Origin of the sequence: Brevundimonas sp. NPDC046655, assembly GCF_044901625.1 — a bacterium.
Taxonomy (GTDB): Bacteria; Pseudomonadota; Alphaproteobacteria; order Caulobacterales; family Caulobacteraceae; genus Brevundimonas.
Map to the genome: position 1 here is coordinate 202,079 of NZ_JBJDPV010000001.1, position 16,800 is coordinate 218,878.

General features: G+C 67.4%; 13 protein-coding genes. 5 read left to right on the top strand and 8 right to left on the bottom strand.

The genetic code is table 11. From position 1 onward, the window contains the following. Positions 1-10: 10 nt before the first annotated feature. The gene (locus ACI2KI_RS00955) at positions 11-1,603 is read left to right on the top strand and encodes a S10 family peptidase (protein ID WP_404616981.1); all 1,593 of its coding nucleotides are present in this window, start codon (positions 11-13) and stop codon (positions 1,601-1,603) included. Between the two features lie 67 nt (positions 1,604-1,670). Here ACI2KI_RS00955 and purM read toward each other — a convergent pair whose 3' ends face one another. Continuing rightward, on the bottom strand, positions 1,671-2,708 hold the full coding sequence (gene purM / locus ACI2KI_RS00960; RefSeq protein ID WP_292082553.1) for a phosphoribosylformylglycinamidine cyclo-ligase: 1,038 nt from the start codon (positions 2,706-2,708) through the stop codon (positions 1,671-1,673). An 81-nt stretch (positions 2,709-2,789) separates the two neighbouring features. On the opposite strand from purM, the gene rnd reads away from it, so the two are divergent. After that, on the top strand, positions 2,790-3,941 hold the full coding sequence (gene rnd, locus ACI2KI_RS00965; protein ID WP_404616984.1) for a ribonuclease D: 1,152 nt from the start codon (positions 2,790-2,792) through the stop codon (positions 3,939-3,941). A gap of 165 nt (positions 3,942-4,106) precedes the next feature. On the opposite strand, the gene ACI2KI_RS00970 is transcribed toward rnd, so the two are convergent. From ACI2KI_RS00970 to ACI2KI_RS00980, 3 genes are read right to left on the bottom strand one after another with little or no spacing between them, the layout of a single operon-like run. Beyond that, positions 4,107-5,609 (bottom strand): Ppx/GppA family phosphatase, encoded by a 1,503-nt coding sequence (locus ACI2KI_RS00970; protein ID WP_404616986.1) that lies wholly within the window; start codon positions 5,607-5,609, stop codon positions 4,107-4,109. Continuing rightward, positions 5,609-7,840, bottom strand: coding sequence for an RNA degradosome polyphosphate kinase (locus tag ACI2KI_RS00975; protein WP_404616988.1), 2,232 nt, complete (start codon positions 7,838-7,840; stop codon positions 5,609-5,611). Before ACI2KI_RS00975 ends, ACI2KI_RS00970 begins: the two co-directional genes overlap by 1 nt. 48 nt (positions 7,841-7,888) lie before the next feature. Next, complete coding sequence (locus ACI2KI_RS00980) at positions 7,889-8,566, bottom strand: DnaA ATPase domain-containing protein (protein WP_292082558.1); 678 nt, start codon at positions 8,564-8,566, stop codon at positions 7,889-7,891. Between the two features lie 175 nt (positions 8,567-8,741). Between ACI2KI_RS00980 and aspS the strand changes: the two genes are divergently transcribed. Continuing rightward, positions 8,742-10,571 (top strand): aspartate--tRNA ligase, encoded by a 1,830-nt coding sequence (aspS, locus tag ACI2KI_RS00985; RefSeq protein WP_404616990.1) that lies wholly within the window; start codon positions 8,742-8,744, stop codon positions 10,569-10,571. A gap of 72 nt (positions 10,572-10,643) precedes the next feature. On the opposite strand, the gene ACI2KI_RS00990 is transcribed toward aspS, so the two are convergent. From ACI2KI_RS00990 to ACI2KI_RS01000, 3 genes are all read right to left on the bottom strand, one after another. Continuing rightward, on the bottom strand, positions 10,644-11,558 hold the full coding sequence (locus ACI2KI_RS00990; RefSeq protein WP_404616992.1) for a pentapeptide repeat-containing protein: 915 nt from the start codon (positions 11,556-11,558) through the stop codon (positions 10,644-10,646). Between the two features lie 65 nt (positions 11,559-11,623). Beyond that, entirely contained in the window at positions 11,624-12,115 is a 492-nt protein-coding gene (locus ACI2KI_RS00995) for a pentapeptide repeat-containing protein (RefSeq protein ID WP_404616994.1), read from the bottom strand. Positions 12,116-12,174: 59 nt separating this feature from the next. Next, a complete protein-coding gene (locus ACI2KI_RS01000; protein WP_404616996.1) occupies positions 12,175-14,838 on the bottom strand; it encodes a TSCPD domain-containing protein in 2,664 nt (887 codons plus the stop codon). Positions 14,839-15,056: 218 nt separating this feature from the next. Between ACI2KI_RS01000 and ACI2KI_RS01005 the strand changes: the two genes are divergently transcribed. Continuing rightward, positions 15,057-15,449: an NADH:ubiquinone oxidoreductase subunit NDUFA12 gene (locus tag ACI2KI_RS01005; protein ID WP_292082563.1), complete on the top strand. Its 393-nt coding sequence runs from the start codon at positions 15,057-15,059 to the stop codon at positions 15,447-15,449. Beyond that, positions 15,446-16,135: a DUF2155 domain-containing protein gene (locus tag ACI2KI_RS01010; protein ID WP_292082565.1), complete on the top strand. Its 690-nt coding sequence runs from the start codon at positions 15,446-15,448 to the stop codon at positions 16,133-16,135. Before ACI2KI_RS01005 ends, ACI2KI_RS01010 begins: the two co-directional genes overlap by 4 nt. Here the strand turns inward: ACI2KI_RS01010 and aat are convergent. After that, positions 16,102-16,797, bottom strand: a complete 696-nt coding sequence (gene aat, locus ACI2KI_RS01015) for a leucyl/phenylalanyl-tRNA--protein transferase (protein ID WP_404616998.1) — start codon at positions 16,795-16,797, stop codon at positions 16,102-16,104. The two genes, ACI2KI_RS01010 and aat, sit on opposite strands and share 34 nt — an antisense overlap. Between the last annotated feature and the right edge of the window lie 3 nt (positions 16,798-16,800).

The window sequence follows — 16,800 nt, forward strand, 5'->3', positions numbered from 1 at the left end:
GAGTTTCAAAATGCGTCATCTGCTTACTGCTGCCTGTGCTGCGGCAATCCTGGCCGTGCCGATGGTTTCCACGGCTCAGGAAGCCTCCGGCGGGGGTTCCGGCCCGGTTCGCTCGGCTTCGGACCGCCTGCGCAACGCCAATGCCGAGCAGGTCGAGCGCAACTGGGCTCGCGCCACGCCGGAAGAGAAGGAGGTGACGACCAGCCATTCGATCACCGCCCACGGCCGCGCTATGCGCTACAAGGCCACGGCCGGCACCCTGACCATTCGCGACGACGCCGGGATGCCGACGGCCAGCCTCTTCTACGTCGCCTACACCCTGGACGGTCAGCCGGTCGGCCGCCGCCCGGTGACCTATCTCTACAACGGCGGGCCGGGCTCGCCGACGGTCTGGCTGCACATGGGCGCCTTCGGCCCGGTGCGGGTGCTGACGGACGACCCGGTGGTCGAGCGCCCGGCGCCGTTCAACGTCGGCCCCAACGACATGACCCTGCTGGACAAAACCGACCTGGTCTTCATCGACATGGTCGGCGCCGGTTACTCGCGCCCCCTGGCCGAAACGCCGGGTTCGACCTTCTGGGGCGTGGATCAGGACGCTGACGCCTTCACCCGCGCCATCATGCGCTACACGAGCAAGTTCAACCGCTGGTCCAGCCCAAAGTACGTGCTGGGCGAGAGCTACGGCACCCTGCGCACGGGCGCGGTGGCGCATCAGCTGGAAAGCCGGGGGATGTCGCTGAACGGCGTCATCCTGCTGTCGTCGATCATGAACTATGGCGTGCGCCAACCGGGCTATGCTCAGAACTTCATCACCCTGCTGCCGACCTATGCGGCGACGGCCTGGTATCACAACAAGGTGCCGAACCGTCCGGCCACGGTCGAGGCTCACGTCCAACGCGCCCGCGACTTCGCCATGGGCCCCTATGCGGCGGCCCTGGCCAAGGGGCACATGATCTCGGACGCCGAACGCGCCCAGATCGCCCAGCAGATGAGCGAACTGATCGGCGTCTCGCCGACCTTCATCGACAACGCCAACCTGCGGGTCGAGCTGTCGCCGTTCCGCAAGGAGCTGCTGCGCGATCGTCGCGAGACCATCGGCCGTCTGGACACCCGCTATCTGGGCATGGACGCCGACGCCGTGGGCGGCGAGCCGGAAGAAGACCCGTCGAGCAGCGCCATCACCGGGGCCTATTTCGGCGTCTTCAACGACTACATCGCCAATACGCTGAACTTCCGCACCGACATGGACTATCGCCAGTCGGCGCGCGGCCTGCCGGGCTTCAACTGGAACTGGAGCCACCGTCCGCCGGTCGGTGGTCCGCAGACCACGCCGAACACGGCGGTCGACCTGGCCACGACCATGCGGCGCAATCCGCATCTGAAGGTGCTGGCGCTGAACGGCTATTACGACGCCGCCACGCCCTTCTTCTCGACCGAGTTCGACCTGGCCCAGATGATGCTGGAGCCCAAGCTGCGCCAGAACCTGGAGTTCACCTACTATGAGGGCGGACACATGATGTACACGAGCCGCAAGGCGCTGGAGGAACTGCACGTCGATCTGGCGAAGTTCTACGATGAGACCCAGAACGGCGGGGTTCGCTGACAACAGTGCCAAAGAAAAAGGCCCCGGTCTCGCGACCGGGGCCTTTGTCGTTTCAGGCGGGGGAAGCTCAGGCGGCTTCCAGCTGTCCGCAGATGAAGGCTTCTTCGCCTGCGTTCAGCAGGGCGGCCAGGACCGGCTCGGCGTTTTCCGGCGAGACGATCAGGATGAAGCCGACACCGCAGTTGAAGGTGCGGCGCAGTTCATGGTCGGAGATGCCGCCTACCTGACCCAGCCATTCGAAGACGGGGGGCAGAGCCCAGGCGTTCCAGTCGAACGCGGCCTGCAGGCCCTCGGCGATGCAGCGCGGCGGATTTTCGATCAGGCCGCCGCCCGTGATGTGGGCCGCGCCCTTGACCAGACCCGCCTTCATCAGCGGCAGGACGGGCTTCACATAGATGCGGGTCGGCTCCATCAGGGCCTGGGCCAGCGAGCAGTCCTTGGCGAAGGGGGCGTCGTCGCCCCAGGCCAGGCCGGACTTCTCGACCACCTTGCGGATCAGAGAATAGCCGTTCGAGTGCGGGCCCGAGGAGGCCAGGCCGATGATGATATCGCCGGCCTTCTGCTGGTCCAGATAGGGCAGGACCTGACCGCGCTCGACCGCGCCGACCGAGAATCCGGCCAGGTCATAGTCGCCGCCCGAATACATGCCCGGCATTTCGGCCGTCTCGCCGCCCACCAGGGCGCTGCCCGACTGGCGGCAGCCCTCGGCGATGCCGGCGACGACGCGACGCGCGGCGTCCACGTCCAGCTTGCCGGTGGCGTAGTAGTCCAGGAACATCAGCGGCTCGGCACCCTGGGCCAGCAAGTCGTTGACGCACATGGCGACCAGATCGACGCCCACGCCGTCATGACGGCCGGTCTCGATGGCGATCTTCAGCTTGGTGCCGACGCCGTCCGTCGTGGTGACGATCAGCGGGTCTTCAAAACCGGCGGCCTTGAGGTCGAACAGGGCGCCGAATCCGCCCAGCGAAGCCTCGGCGCCGGGGCGGCGCGTCGACTTGGCGAGAGGTTTGATCGCGTCGACCAACATTTCTCCGGCGTCGATATCCACGCCCGCATCGGCGTAGGTGAGGCCGTTTTTCAGGGCTTCGGGGGTGTCGCTCATCGGTCACGGCTCGAAATCGGGGGCGAAAATCTGTCGCAGCGCTCTTGCCACGACGGCGTCGCGCGGGGCTATAGCATCGGAATGACGCCAATCACCACCAATGACGCGCTAATCGACTTCTGCGAACGCCTGGCCAAGGCCCCGTTCATCACGGTCGACACCGAATTCATGCGCGAGACGACCTACTGGCCCAAGCTGTGCCTGATCCAGGCCGCTTCGCCCACGGACGCCGCCATCATCGACCCGATGGCCGAGGATCTGGACCTGGAGCCCTTCCTCGCCCTGCTGCGCGACGAATCGATCATCAAGGTCTTCCACGCCGCCCGTCAGGACGTCGAAATCTTCAACCGCCTGGGCGCTATGCCCAAACCCATGTTCGACACCCAGGTCGCCGCCATGGCCGCCGGTTTCGGCGATCAGGTCAGCTATGAACAGCTGGTCCGCCAGATGCTGCGCCAGGAACTGGACAAGGGCAGCCGTTTCACCGACTGGGCGCGTCGCCCGCTGTCGGACGCGCAACTGGTCTATGCCCTGGGCGACGTGACCCACCTGGCGGCCCTCTATCCCAAGCTGCGCGATCGGCTTCAGAAGGAAGGCCGTCTGGACTGGGTCATGTCCGAAATGGGCGCCCTGACCGATCCGGCCCTGTATGACACCACGCCCGAGAACGCGTGGAAGCGGCTGAAGCCCAAGAAGTTCAGCGCCAAATACCTGGCCGCCTTCGTCGCCACCGCCGTCTGGCGCGAGCGCGCGGCCCAGGAACGCGACCAGCCGCGCGGCCGCATCCTGAAGGACGAGGGCATCGACGAGATCGCGGTCCAGGCCCCGACCGACCCCGAAGCCTTCAACCGCCTGCGTTCGGTGCCCAAGGGCTTTGGCGGTTCGCGCCTGGGTCTGGAACTGGCCGCCGAGCTGAAGCGCGTCCTGGCCGACCCGGAAGCCCATGCGCCCAAGCTGGAGCGCCCGGCCCACAGCCAGCCGGCCCCGCCCTCGGTGGTCGAACTGTTGAAGGTTCTGCTGAAGGCCAAGAGCGACAACGCTGGCGTGGCCACCAAGCTGATCGCCAACGTCGCTGATCTGGAAAAGATCGCCAATGACGACAACGCCGACGTCGAAGCCATGAAGGGCTGGCGCCGTCAGCTGTTCGGCGACGACGCCCTGAAGCTCAAGAAGGGCGAGATCGCCCTGGTGCTGAACGGCTCGCGGGTCGAAGTGGTCGAGATCGAAGGCTAGGTCTCGGAATTCTCCCTCCCCCTTAGGGGGAGGGTGGCTGAGGCATAGCCGAAGCCGGGTGGGGGCGGCTTGGCTATTCAAGCGACCAGCCCCGTATCGCCCGGCCCTCCGCACCCGGTCGCTACGCGACCACCCTCCCCATGAAGGGGAGGGAGAGGCGTTCCTCTAAATTTTCAGCGCCAGCCCCATGGCTTCGGCCAGGGCCTTGGCGCGGCGGCGGGTCTGTTCGCCCAGCAGCATGTCGGCGTAGCCCTCGGCGGCGGTGATCCGCAGCGCGCCCTTCTCGACCGTGGCTGCGGCGTTGGCCAGCAGTTGCGGCGAGCGACCCGACAGGTCGCAGGCCAGCCTCATGGCCAGGCCCAGGGCGCGGGCGCGCTTCTGGCCAGGCGCCGACAGCAGACGATCGACGGCGTCCGGCGACGGCGTCTTGGCCTCGCCGCCGTAACGGGCGTTCATGGCCACCGCCAGGAAGGCTCGCTCGGCGTGGGTCTGGCCCGGAATGGGCGAACGAAGCACCTGATCGAAGACCAGATCCACCCGGTGGTCGGGATGCAAGCGGGCGCCGAGGTCGGCCAGACGACAGACCGAGGCGGTCAGCAGGGCGTCGCGCTCCTCGCCAAAGGCCTCGGGCATGGCCGAGACGACCGGTTGAAGCCAGCCGTCCAGGGCGCGCGGCAGGGCCGGGTCCACGCCTTGCCGTCCGCCCCAGGCGGAACAGCCGGCCAGCAGGGGGTCGACCGCCGCCATCTCGGGCGAAAGGCCCGCGTAGAGCAGACCCTCGCGCACGCCCCAGGCGGAAAAGGTGATGGATCTCAGGCCCAAGGCCTCGATCAGTCCGTCCAGCACCAGGGCGGCGTAGGGCAGGGTCTCGGCCCGGCGCTTGGACACGCCCGGCAGCTTTTCCAGCGAGGCCTTGGACTGACGCGCCACCAATCGGGCCAGATCGCGCGCGTCAGCGGCGCTCATGGCGTATTCGTGGACGATCCGCAGCGGATGGTCCGTCTGGGCCATGTGCATCTGGGCCAGACTGCGCCAGGCCCCGCCGACGGCGTGCAGTTCGGTCGTGGCGTAGGCGTCGGCGACCGGGGCCAGCCGCTTGGCGATACGGGTGCGCAGGCGGTCGACGTCGAATCCCTTGGGGTCAACCAGTGAGAAGGGGCCTAGCGGCAGGGTCACGCCCTTGTCCAGCGGACGGTTGCGTCCGCCGTTGCCAATCCGGGTCAGCTCCAGACTCGCGCCGCCCATATCGGCTGCCACGCCTTGCGAGCCAGGGGCGCCGGCCAGAACGCCAAGTGCTGAATAGCGGGCTTCCTCCTCGCCGCTGAGGACGCGGACCTGCAGCCCAGTCTCTGCGGCCACGCGGGCGCAGAAGTCGGCGCCGTCCTCGGCCTCGCGCACGGCGGCGGTGGCGGCGATGATGGTCTGGTCCGGCTGGACGCCCTCAATGACGGCGGCGAAGCGGCGCAGCGCCGTCATAGCCGCGACGACGCCGGGCACGGACAGGCGTCGGGTCGCGGCCAGATCTCGACCCAGACCGGCCAGGACCTTCTCGTTGAACATGGTCCAGACCGCCCGGCCTTCCAGCCGATACAAGACCAGACGCACCGAGTTGGAGCCGATGTCGATGACGGCGATCTGGCGCGAGGGGTATTCGGCCTCGACGCCCATCAGCGATGCTTCCGGGGCTTGAGCCCTGCGTAGGACAGGGCGCCGGGCAGGGTCTTCACCTTGCGGCCGCGGCCCGACAGGCTGGGATTGGTCATGAAGTACTTGTGGGCCGAGAAGGGCCGTTCGGGACCGGAGGGCGTGACACGGCGATAGGTCCCGTCGGCGGCCAGGGTCCAGCTCTGGGCGTCGTCCTTCAGGTTGGCGACCATGATCTGATCCAGCACCTGATCATGGACCGTGGCGTTCAGGATGGGCGTCATCAGTTCGACGCGGCGATCCAGATTGCGCGGCATCCAGTCGGCGGACGAGATGTAGAGTTTGGCCTTGTTGCTGGGCAGGTCGTGGCCGTTGGCGAAAGCGACGATGCGGCTGTGCTCCAGGAAGCGGCCGACGATCGACTTGACCCGGATATTCTCCGACAGACCCGGCACGCCGGGACGCAGGCAGCAGATGCCGCGAATGACCAGTTCGATGCGAACGCCCTGTTGGCTGGCGCGGTACAGGGCGTCGATGATCTCCGGATCGACTAGGGCGTTCATCTTGGCCCAGATGGCGGCGGGCTTGCCCTTGGCGGCGGCGGACATCTCCTTGCCGATCATTTCCAGCAGGCTGGTCTTCATGTTCAGCGGCGAGACGACCAGGGCTTCCAGCTCATCCGGCTCGGCATAGCCGGTGATGTAGTTGAACACCCGCGTGGCGTCTTGACCCAGGACGGGGTTGCAGGTGAACAGGCTGAGGTCGGTGTAAATCTTGGCCGTCGTCGGGTGGTAGTTGCCGGTGCCGAAGTGGCAGTAGGTGCGCAGGGCGTCGCCCTCGCGCCGCACCACCACGCTCAGCTTGGCGTGGGTCTTGTATTCCACGAAGCCGAAGACGACGTGGACGCCGGCCCGTTCCATCTGCCGCGCCCAGCGCAGGTTGGCCTCTTCGTCAAAGCGCGCCTTCAGCTCGATCAGGGCGGTGACGTTCTTGCCGTTCTCGGCCGCCTCGATCAGGGCGGCGACGATGGGGCTGTCCTTGGAAGTGCGGTACAGCGTCTGCTTGATGGCGATGACGTTGGGATCGCGCGCGGCCTGTCGCAGGAACTGGACCACCACGTCGAAGCTCTCGAACGGGTGGTGGATCAGCATGTCCTTTTCGCGAACCGCCGCGAAGATGTCGCCGCCGTTGTCACGCACCCGCTCGGGGTAACGCGGCTCATAGCCCTTGAACTTCAGGTCCGGGTGCCCGCCGGGGATCAGTTCGGCCAGTTGCGCCAGCCCAAGCATCCCCTCCACCAGAACCACGTCCTGCGGCTGGGCGTGCAGTTCGGCGATGATGAAATCGCGCAGGTCCTCGGGCATGGAGGCCTGGATCTTGATGCGGACGACCGAGCCCATGCGGCGCTGCTTCAACGCTTCCTCGAACTCCATGACCAGATCTTCGGCCTCCTCCTCGATCTCGATGTCCGAGTCGCGGATCAGGCGGAACAGGCCCTTCTCCAGGATTTCGCAGCCTGGGAAGAGGTGGTCGATGAACAGCAGCAGCATGTTCTCGAGCGAGACGTAACGCTTGCGGCCCGGCGCCGAACGGCCGTCGGTGGCCAGGGCCCAGAAGCGCCGCACCTGGGTTGGCACCGGCACCAGCGCGTAGAGGACACGGTGGTCGCTGTTCCGGCGCAGCTTCAGCGCCAGTGAGAAGCCGAGGTTGGGCAGGAAGGGGAAGGGGTGGGCGGGATCGATCGCCATCGGCGTCAAGACGGCGAACAACTGATTGAGGAATTCCGGCTCAAGCCGCTCGCGTTCGGTGCGGGTGATCTTGGCGGCCTCGACCACCTCGATGCCTGCGGCGGCCATTTCCTTGCGCAGGACGCGCCAGCGGCGCTGCTGTTCGGCCATCAGGCCCCCGGCCGCGGCGTTGACCTGTTCCAGCTGTTCGGCGGGCGTCAGGCCGTCGGGCGAGACGACGCGGACGCGCTCGCGCACCTGACCTTTCAGGCCTGCCACGCGGGTCATGAAGAACTCGTCCAGGTTGTTGGCCGAGATGGAGAGAAAGCGCACCCGCTCCAGCAGGGGATGGCCCTCGTTGGCGGCTTCTTCCAGCACACGCCCGTTGAAGGCCAGCCAGGACAGCTCGCGGTTGATGAAGCGCTCGGGCGAGTTCATCAACGCCTCGGACAGCTCCAGCTGCGGCGCGCGCGAGGAGGGGACTTCCTCACCGGTGTTATCGACGGCGATCGGCGCGATTTCAGTCATTTGACTGTTGTCGCGCGGGCCTGTGACGGCTGCAACCGCGATATGAAGTTATCCGTCAGACAGTTCGTCGCTGTCGCCCAGAACCTGACGGGCCAGAACGCGCGTGACGGGGCGGTGGTAGGCGTCCAGTTGATCGACAATGCGTTCGACTGCGTCGGCCGAGCGGTCGATGCGACGGGCCAGATAGTCCACGACTTCCTCGCCCGGCGTGATGTTGCGGGTGGCGAAGGCGCGCTTGAGCATGGCCCCCAACACGACGTCGTCGGGCGCTTCGATGCCCACGGTGCGGATGGCGTTCAGGCGCGAGCGCAGATCCGGCAGATCGCAGGCCCAGGCCCCAGGCGGATCGCGTGACACCAGCAGCAGGGCGCCGCCGCCCGACTGGGTCAGGTTGATCAGGTGGAACAGGCTCTCGTCATCGGCGTCCTGGGCGCGGTCCAGAAGGACGAACTGGCCTTCCAGCTCCAGCGGATCGACCAGGGCGGCCTCGGCGCCGTGCAGGGCGAGGGCGCCCGTGCGCTCGACCCAGGCGGCGGCCAGATGGCTTTTGCCGCTGCCGGGCGGTCCGAAGATCGACAGGATCGAGCCCGCCATCTCGGGCCAGGTCGCCAGCACCGACGTGGCGGCGGCATTGGAATCGGACACCGCGAAATCCGCCGCGCGTTGCGACGCCTCCTGCCGCAGCGGCAGGCGCAATTGCTGGATGTCGGAACCGAGGGCGGTCATGAGCTGAACCATAGCAGAGGCGATCGGACGCGCTGTGGGCAGGTTCCCGGCGGCGGTGGACAACCGCGCGGCGCTGTGGATTTAGCCGCCAGCCTTGACTTTCCGGGGCGATGATGGGCCTTTCGCCCCTCCTAATTCACGCTGTTCTGCAGCCGTTTTCAGACGATATCCGATCATGCACGCCTATCGCACCCATACCTGCGGCGCCCTCCGTTCGACGGATGCGGGCGCGAATGTTCGTCTGTCGGGCTGGGTTCACCGCAAGCGCGACCACGGCGGCCTGCTGTTCATCGACCTGCGCGACCACTACGGCCTGACCCAGTTGGTGCTGCACCCGGAGACGCCGGGCTTCGAGGCCGTCGAGCGCCTGCGCGCCGAAAGCGTCATCAAGATCGACGGTGAAGTCGTGGCTCGCTCGGCCGAAACCACCAACGCCAACCTGCCCACGGGCGAGATCGAAGTGCGCGTCCTGTCGGTCGAGGTGCTGTCGGAAGCCGCCGAGCTGCCGCTGCCGGTCTTCGGCGAGCCGGAATACCCCGAAGAGATTCGTCTCAAGAACCGCTTCCTCGACCTGCGCCGCGAGACCCTGCACAAGAACATCGTCCTGCGCTCCAAGGTGATCCACTCGATCCGTCAGCGCATGGTGGAGCAGGGCTTCCTCGAGTACCAGACCCCGATCCTGACGGCCTCGTCGCCGGAAGGCGCGCGCGACTTCCTGGTGCCGAGCCGTATGCACCCGGGCAAGTTCTACGCCCTGCCGCAGGCCCCGCAGCAGTTCAAGCAACTGCTGATGGTCTCGGGCTTCGACCGCTACTTCCAGATCGCGCCCTGCTTCCGCGACGAAGACCTGCGCGCTGACCGTTCGCTGGAGTTCTACCAGCTGGACGTCGAGATGAGCTTCGTGACCCAGGAAGACGTCTTCGCCGCCATCGAGCCGCTGATGAACGGCGTTTTCAACGAGTTCGGCGAGGGCAAGCCGGTTTCGCCCATCGACGGGACCCATACCTTCACCAACGACTTCGGCCAGACCATGGAGCACAAGGGCTTCGAGCGTCTGACCTATGCCCAGTCGATGAAGTGGTACGGTTCGGACAAGCCGGACCTGCGCAACCCGATCAAGATGCAGGACGTGTCCGAGCACTTCCGTGACGGCGGTTTCGGCCTGTTCGCCAAGATCCTGGGCGCTGACGCCAAGAACGCCGTCTGGGCCATCCCGGCGCCGACCGGCGGTTCGCGCGCCTTCTGCGACCGTATGAACTCGTGGGCGCAGGGCGAGGGCCAGCCGGGTCTGGGCTACATCTTCTGGTCGGACGATCAGCAGGCCTGGGGCGGCCCCATCGCCAAGAACCTCGGCCAGGAGCCGACCGAGGCCCTGATGGCCTCGCTGGGCCTCGGCAAGGGCGACGCCGCCTTCTTCACCGCCGGTGACCCCGCCGTCTTCGCCAAGTTCGCCGGTCTGGCCCGCACCCGCGTCGGCGCCGAGCTGAAGCTGGTCGATGAGGATCAGTTCAAATTCTGCTGGATTGTCGACTTCCCGATGTTCGAATGGTCGGAAGAAGAGAAGAAGGTCGATTTCAGCCACAACCCCTTCTCGATGCCGCAGGGCGGGATGGAGGCCCTGGAGACCCAGGACCCGCTGACCATCCGCGCCTATCAGTACGACATCGTCTGCAACGGATATGAGCTGTGCTCGGGCGCGATCAGGAACCACAAGGCCGAGATCATGCTCAAGGCCTTCGAAATCGCGGGCTACGACGCCTCGGTGGTCGAGGAGCAGTTCGGCGGCATGCTGAACGCCTTCCGCTTCGGCGCCCCGCCGCACGGCGGTCTGGCCCCGGGCATCGACCGCATCGTCATGCTGCTGGCCAACCAGACGGCCATCCGCGAGGTCATCGCCTTCCCGCTGAACCAGCAGGGCCAGGACCTGCTGATGAGCGCGCCCGCCGAGGCCGCCGACAAGCAACTGAAGGAACTGTTGATCCGCACGGCCCTGCCGCTCAAATAGGCGGTGTCGCGGCGTTGAATTGAAAAGGGCGGCTCGCGAGAGCCGCCCTTTTTGTTGGTCTGTTCGGTTGGCCTAGTGTCCCGAGGCGATGACCAGATTGCGCTGACGCGGCGGGATGGGCGGCGCGGGCGGGGCCGGAGGCGCTGGCGGTTTGCGAATGACGCGGATGCCGCCGACGCCGCCGCACGACCGCACCGTCAGGCCATTGGGCAGGCGGGTCGCGCCGTCGCCGCAGGCGTCGTGGATCTGATCCTGGGTCAGGCCGCGCGCGCCCGACAGGTCGGCGCCGCGAATGTCCGTGCGGTTCATCGAGGCGCCGGAGAAGTTGGCGCGATCGAAGCTGGCGCCGGTCAGGCGGGCGCTGTCCAGTGAGGCGTTGTTGAACTTGGCGCCGTCGAACACGCCGTTGCTCAGGTTGGACGCGTTGATCTCGGCATTGGAGAAGTCGGCGCCGTTGGCGCGGACATTGGCCAGGGTCGAGCCGAACATCTCGCTGCTGTTGAACCTGGTGCGGGTCAGGATGGCGCGGTTGAAATTGGCGCCGTTCAACTCGGCCGAGGACAGGTTGGCGTCCTGGAAAGACGTGCCGATCAGGTTGGCCCCGGTGGCTTCGGCGCCGGTCAGATTGGCGCTGGTGAAGACGGCGTTGGTGAAGTTGGCGCCCATCATTTCCACGCCCCGCATGTCAGCACGGCTGAAATCACTGCCGGCGAAATTGGAACCAAGCAGTTCGGCCCCGCGCAGGGTGGCGCCGACCAGGGTGGCGTTGGTGAAGCTGGCGCCGGTGAAGGTAGCCCCCGACAGGTCGCGACCCGACAGTTCGCAGCGATTGCAGCTGCCGCCCAGCGAAACCATCCGGGCGACGTCGCGATCCTGCATCTGAGACAGGGTCATCGTCCCGGCGAAAGCGGGCGCAGCGACCAGCAGCCCGGAGAGGGCGGCGGCTGCGGGAGCCAGGGGACGGAGAAGGGCGAGCGGGCGTTTCATCACGATCCCTAGATGCGCCTGTCGCCTGAAAAACCCTACTTAAATCGTGGTAACGATGGAGACCGTCAGCAGGCCGGAATGCGCAGGCCGCGCGGCAGGACCGTGGCGTCGTCGCCGCAGGCCTGATTGAGCTGGCCCTGGGTCAGGCCGACGACGCGCGCGAGCTGCGCGCCCGACAGATTGGTCCCGTTGAGCTTGGCGCCCGACATCGTGGAGCCGTCCAGATAGGCGCCGACGAAGCTGGCGTTGGTCAGGTCGGCGCCGGCGAAGTTGGAGCCCGAGAAGACGCCGCCATAGGCTTCCACGTCTCGCATGTCGGCTCGCGAGAAGCGGGTGCGGTTCATGACCGACAGGCTGAGATCGGCCTGACGCAGCCGGGCGCCCGCCAGGTTGAGGCCGCGCACCTCCATGCCCGAGAAGTCGCCCTGGAAAAGGTTGCAGCCGGGGCAGCTGGCGCCGGCGCGCACGCGGCTGATCTGCGAGGCGTTCTGTGCGACCGCCGGCAAGGCCGTGGCGGCGACCAGCGAGGCGGCGAGTGCGATTGCGAGACGGTTCATGCGAAGACTCCGGGCTTTGACTTCGCCTCAGCAAGAAGCGGGCCGAAACAGCGTCTCAATCACCCCTGCATCTGCGGAGCCGCGCCGCAGGTGTCGCAAATCCAGCCCCCGCCACGATTCTGCAAGGCGAAGTCTCCGCATTGGGGACAGGCGACGGCCTCGGTCGGCGGCGTCGCGCGCAGAGCCTCGGGTTTGCGCCCAAACGGGACGACGACGAGGTTGTCGGGCGCGGCGCCGCGGGCGAAGCCCTTGGAGATGAAGCGCGCCGCCGGCACCGGCTCGGCGTCGTTGGTCGCAGCGGCGCCCAAGCCGTCGGGGTTGAGGCCCTCGGGTTCGGCGTTGGCCAGTTCCTGCCGCTCCAGATAGGAGACGCCCAGTTCGCGGAAGATGTAGTCGAGGATCGAGGTCGCCGAGCGGATCGAGTCGTTGCCCGTCACGCGGCCCGCCGGCTCGAAGCGGGTGAAGACGAAGGCGTCGACGAACTCCTCCAGCGGCACGCCGTATTGCAGGCCGATGGAGATGGCGATGGCGAAGTTGTTCATCAGGCTGCGGAAGGCGGCGCCTTCCTTGTGCATGTCGATGAATATCTCGCCCAGTTCGCCGTCTTCGTACTCGCCGGTGTGGATATAGACCTTGTGCCCGCCGACGGCCGCCTTCTGGATATAGCCTTTGCGGCGGTCCGGCAGCTTGCGCCGGGTGCGGTCGCGCTCGATGACCTTCTCGATCACCCGTTCGACGGGCTGCGCCTCGGGCTCGATACGGCGCTGCACAGGCGCGTCGGCCTCGACCAGCTCCAGGCGGAAGTCGGCGGGCGGCGCGGCGCGCCGCAGGACCACGGCGCGGCGACCGTCGCGGGCGGCCTGACCCAGGGCGCGGGCGGCCTGAAGAGGTCCGGCGCGCCAGTCGATCAGGTCCGGCGTGATATCGGGCGCATCGCTATAAGGTTCGATGGCGCGACGCAGCTCGGCTTCGAAATGTGCGGGGTCGGCGGTCAAGAGGTCGCGTAGCGCCTCAGGCGCCGCCGCCCAGCCGGACAGGTCGGAATGGCCGAAGGCGGCGGTTCGAGCCTCTTCGATCGCCTGGTCATCAAAGCCCAGACGGGGCAACAGGTCGTCCCCGTCTTCGACTGAAAGGCCCAGAACGTCGCCTATGAATCCCGCGTCCAGAACGGGCGGGGTAAAGGCGGCGGCCAGTTGATTTGTTTGCGACAGCGCGAGTTCGACCGCTTCAAGCTCGACATCAGTGAAGCCGAGATCCCGCAGGGCCGAGTGGTTGACGCCTGGCGCGCCCATCAGACTGCGGCGGCCGAACAGTTGGCGCTCGGCGTCCTCGATGTCGCCGCCCGCGCGGGCGATGGCCCGAGCCAGCGAAGGTCGCAACCGACGCTCGGGCTCGCCGTCTTCGGTCTGGAAGAGGTCGGTGGCGCCAAAGGGCGAGGCGCCGAGGCGCAGCTCCAGCTCCGCATCGCGCACGAACAGGTTGATCGCGGCATGTCGACGCCCATGCTGTCTCATGACCTTGGTGTCGAACCCGCGCTGACTGGTCATTTCGATGACTTCGTCGCCAATGACGTCCCATTCGGCGCAGGAGCCGCGTTCGGCGGCGATTTCGACCGAGACGGCGCTGGCGGCGGCCGAGACGCGGGCTCCGGCCGATGCCGCCAGGGGGAAGGCGTTCTCGGCGTCGTTCGCGACGGCCCAGTCGGTCAGGCCGAACAGGCCGAGCCCGATCGGGCGCGCCGCGTCGCGGCGGCCGGCGTTGGCGGCGTTCGAGCCGATGCCGCCGCCGGTCTCAATCTCGAGAGCGATGACCCAGAGCCGCGTCAGGTCATCCAGGGCAGCGTCGAAGGCGTCGCCGGCGACGGACGCTAAGGTCTGCAGATCTAGTGCGGCGCGAGCCTCTAGTGCGGCGTCCGCCAGAGCGTCGGCGTCGCGCGGGGAGAAGGTCAGCGCCAGATCGCCCTCGAGCGCCGCCGCAGCGACGGCAAGGGCTTCGGGGCTTCCCGAGGCGACGGCGTCGCGATGAGCCAGAACGGGTTGGACCGGAGGGGTTGCGCGTTCGGGCAGGGCAATGGTGAAGCTCTGGCCTTCAGCCGCGCGGATGATCTCGGCGTCGCTCGCGCCACAGCGACGGGCGGTCAGGGCGGCGCGGGCCAAGGCTGGATTGCGGGCGGGATCGGCGCAGGCCGCCGGCGGGCCTTCGCAACGATCAACTGCGTCTGCAACGCCGCGCAGGGCGTCGGACAGCGCCTCGGCGGCGCGCGCCGACAGGCGTTCGCCGCGTCGAGCGGCGGTTAGATCGGCCAGCCGCTTGGCCGAGCCGGGGTCGTCGAGGGCGACGACGCCGGGAGCGCCTGCCTCTACAAGGTTCGCAGCGCCCGGCGCGGCGACGCCCAGAAGGAGCGTGGCGGACAGCTCGCTGGCGAAGGTGTCGGCGTCCTCGCTCGCCACGAACAGCCCTTGCGCCAGTCCCCATGCGCCGAGGCGATGCGCCCAGCGCTCGGCGGCTCCGCCCAGCCAGGCGTCGGGGGCTTCCCCGAGGGGGAAGACGCCGACGGGCAGGTCGGTCGGAAGGCTTTCGCACCAGTCCAACCAGGCCTCGACGCGAACATCGGTCCAGTTCGCGGGAGCGACAACGGACGTCACGACGCCCGGACGTTCGATGGTGCGCAGCTCCAATGCGACGAGGTCGGCGAGCTCGGAAAAACGGGGCTTGATGCGCATCTGACGTCTCCGCGCGTGTCCTGATCGCGACATTAACGACGCCTCGAACGGCGTTTCAATAAATCTTGGGGCCTTGGCGCGGGTTACCCCCAAGATGTTGATGTCGGGCAGGGATACCGGAAACCGGTCTCGGGCTGGACGCGGGCGGCTCCGGTTTCTATGATCGCGCCGCGTCGCCGGACCTCCCTGGGCGACGGGATTCGAGTAGGTTCGACGACGTGCTGAGCAAGATCTTCACCTGGTGGAACGGCGCCACGATCGGCACCCTGTTCACCGTCGGCAAACGCGGCCAACTGGTCGGCACGGACGAGTTCGGCAACCGCTATTATCAGTCGCGCGATAGCGTCAGCTATGACGGCCGCCAGCGTCGCTGGGTCATCTATGATGGCTATGCCGAGGCGTCGAAGGTTCCGCCGGAATGGCAGGGTTGGCTGCGCTACACCTATGACGAGACCCCGGTCGAGAAGCCGCTGCCGCGCCGCGCCTGGGAAAAGGATCACCTGCCCAACCTGACCGGCACGCCGATGGCTTGGCGTCCGCAGGGCTCGCTGGCCAACGAAGGCAAGCGCCCCGCCGCCACCGGCGACTATCAGGCCTGGAGCCCGGAATGACCGCACGCCGCCTCCTGCTCGTCGGCGTGGCCGCAGCGGGACTGGCGGTCGCGGGCGCCGGCATGACCAGCGCCCTGATGGACCTGCCGCAGGACGCCGTGCCGGTTCAGGATCCGGTCGGCGATCTGCTGCGCGACACCAACCGCACGCCCTTGCAGAATCCGCAGGCCACGCCCCCGGCTCCTGCCACGACGCCGCAGGGCGCTACGCCATCGACGGCCGCTCCCGTGGCCGCGCCTGGCACGCCGGTCGTCGTGGTGACGCCTGAGGCTGAGATCGCCGCTGTTCAGGAAGATGTGCCGCCCGAGGCCGAAGCCGAGACGCCCAAGGCCGCTTCCGGGCCCGTCGTCACGCCTGGCCGTCGCCAACGTCGCCCGGTCGCCATCATTCACGCCATCGACAAGGTCACGGCCGAATCCATGCGATTCGAAGTCGAGGTCGGCGGTCGTCCGGTCCGCTTCAACAAGACCCTGATCTTCAGCGCACGCGCCTGCGAGGTCTCGGCCTCGGACGAGCAGACCGAGGACGCCATCGCCTATCTGGAAGTCGGGGTTCAGCCGCGCGGCGTGGTCGTGCCGACCGAGGCGCGTCAGATCTTCAAGGGCTGGATGTTCGCGTCATCGCCCGGCGTTAGCGGTCTGCAACATCCAATCTACGACGCCTGGGTGATTGGCTGTAAGGCATAGTCCACGGCCTCTGCGCCTGTCATGGGCGCGGTCAGGAGGGACTTGTCCGGCGTCAGGCGCAGCGCCGGCTTAAGCAGCCGCAGGTAGGCCGCTTGCGGCGTCTCCACCGCACCGAACTGGCTCAGGTGCTCGGTCAGGAACTGGGCGTCCAGCAGGCTCCAGCCGCCTTTGCGCAGTCGCGCCACCAGATGCACCAGAGCGACCTTGGATGCGTCGCGCGCCCGGCTGAACATGCTCTCGCCGAAGAAGGCGCCGCCCAGCGTCACGCCATAAAGGCCGCCGACCAGAACCTCGTCCCGCCAGCACTCGATGCTGTGGGCGCAGCCGCGCAAATGCAGTTGCAGGTAGAGCGAGCGGATCGGGTCATTGATCCAGGTGTCCTCGCGGCCCTCGGCGGACGCGGCACAGGCGCTCAGGACGGCGTCGAAGGCCGTGTCGACGCGCACCTGAAACGGTTCGCCCCGAATGGTGCGGCGCAGACGGCTGGGAATGTGAAAACGATTGAGCGGGACGACGCCCCGCTGGTCCGGCTCGACCAGAAAGACACGCGGGTCGTCGCGCGCCTCCGCCATGGGAAAGACGCCGCGAGCGTAGCAGGCCAGCAACTCCTCGGGTCCGAAGACGCTGGAGGGGCTGCTGGCGCTGAACTCGGGTTCGTCCAAGAG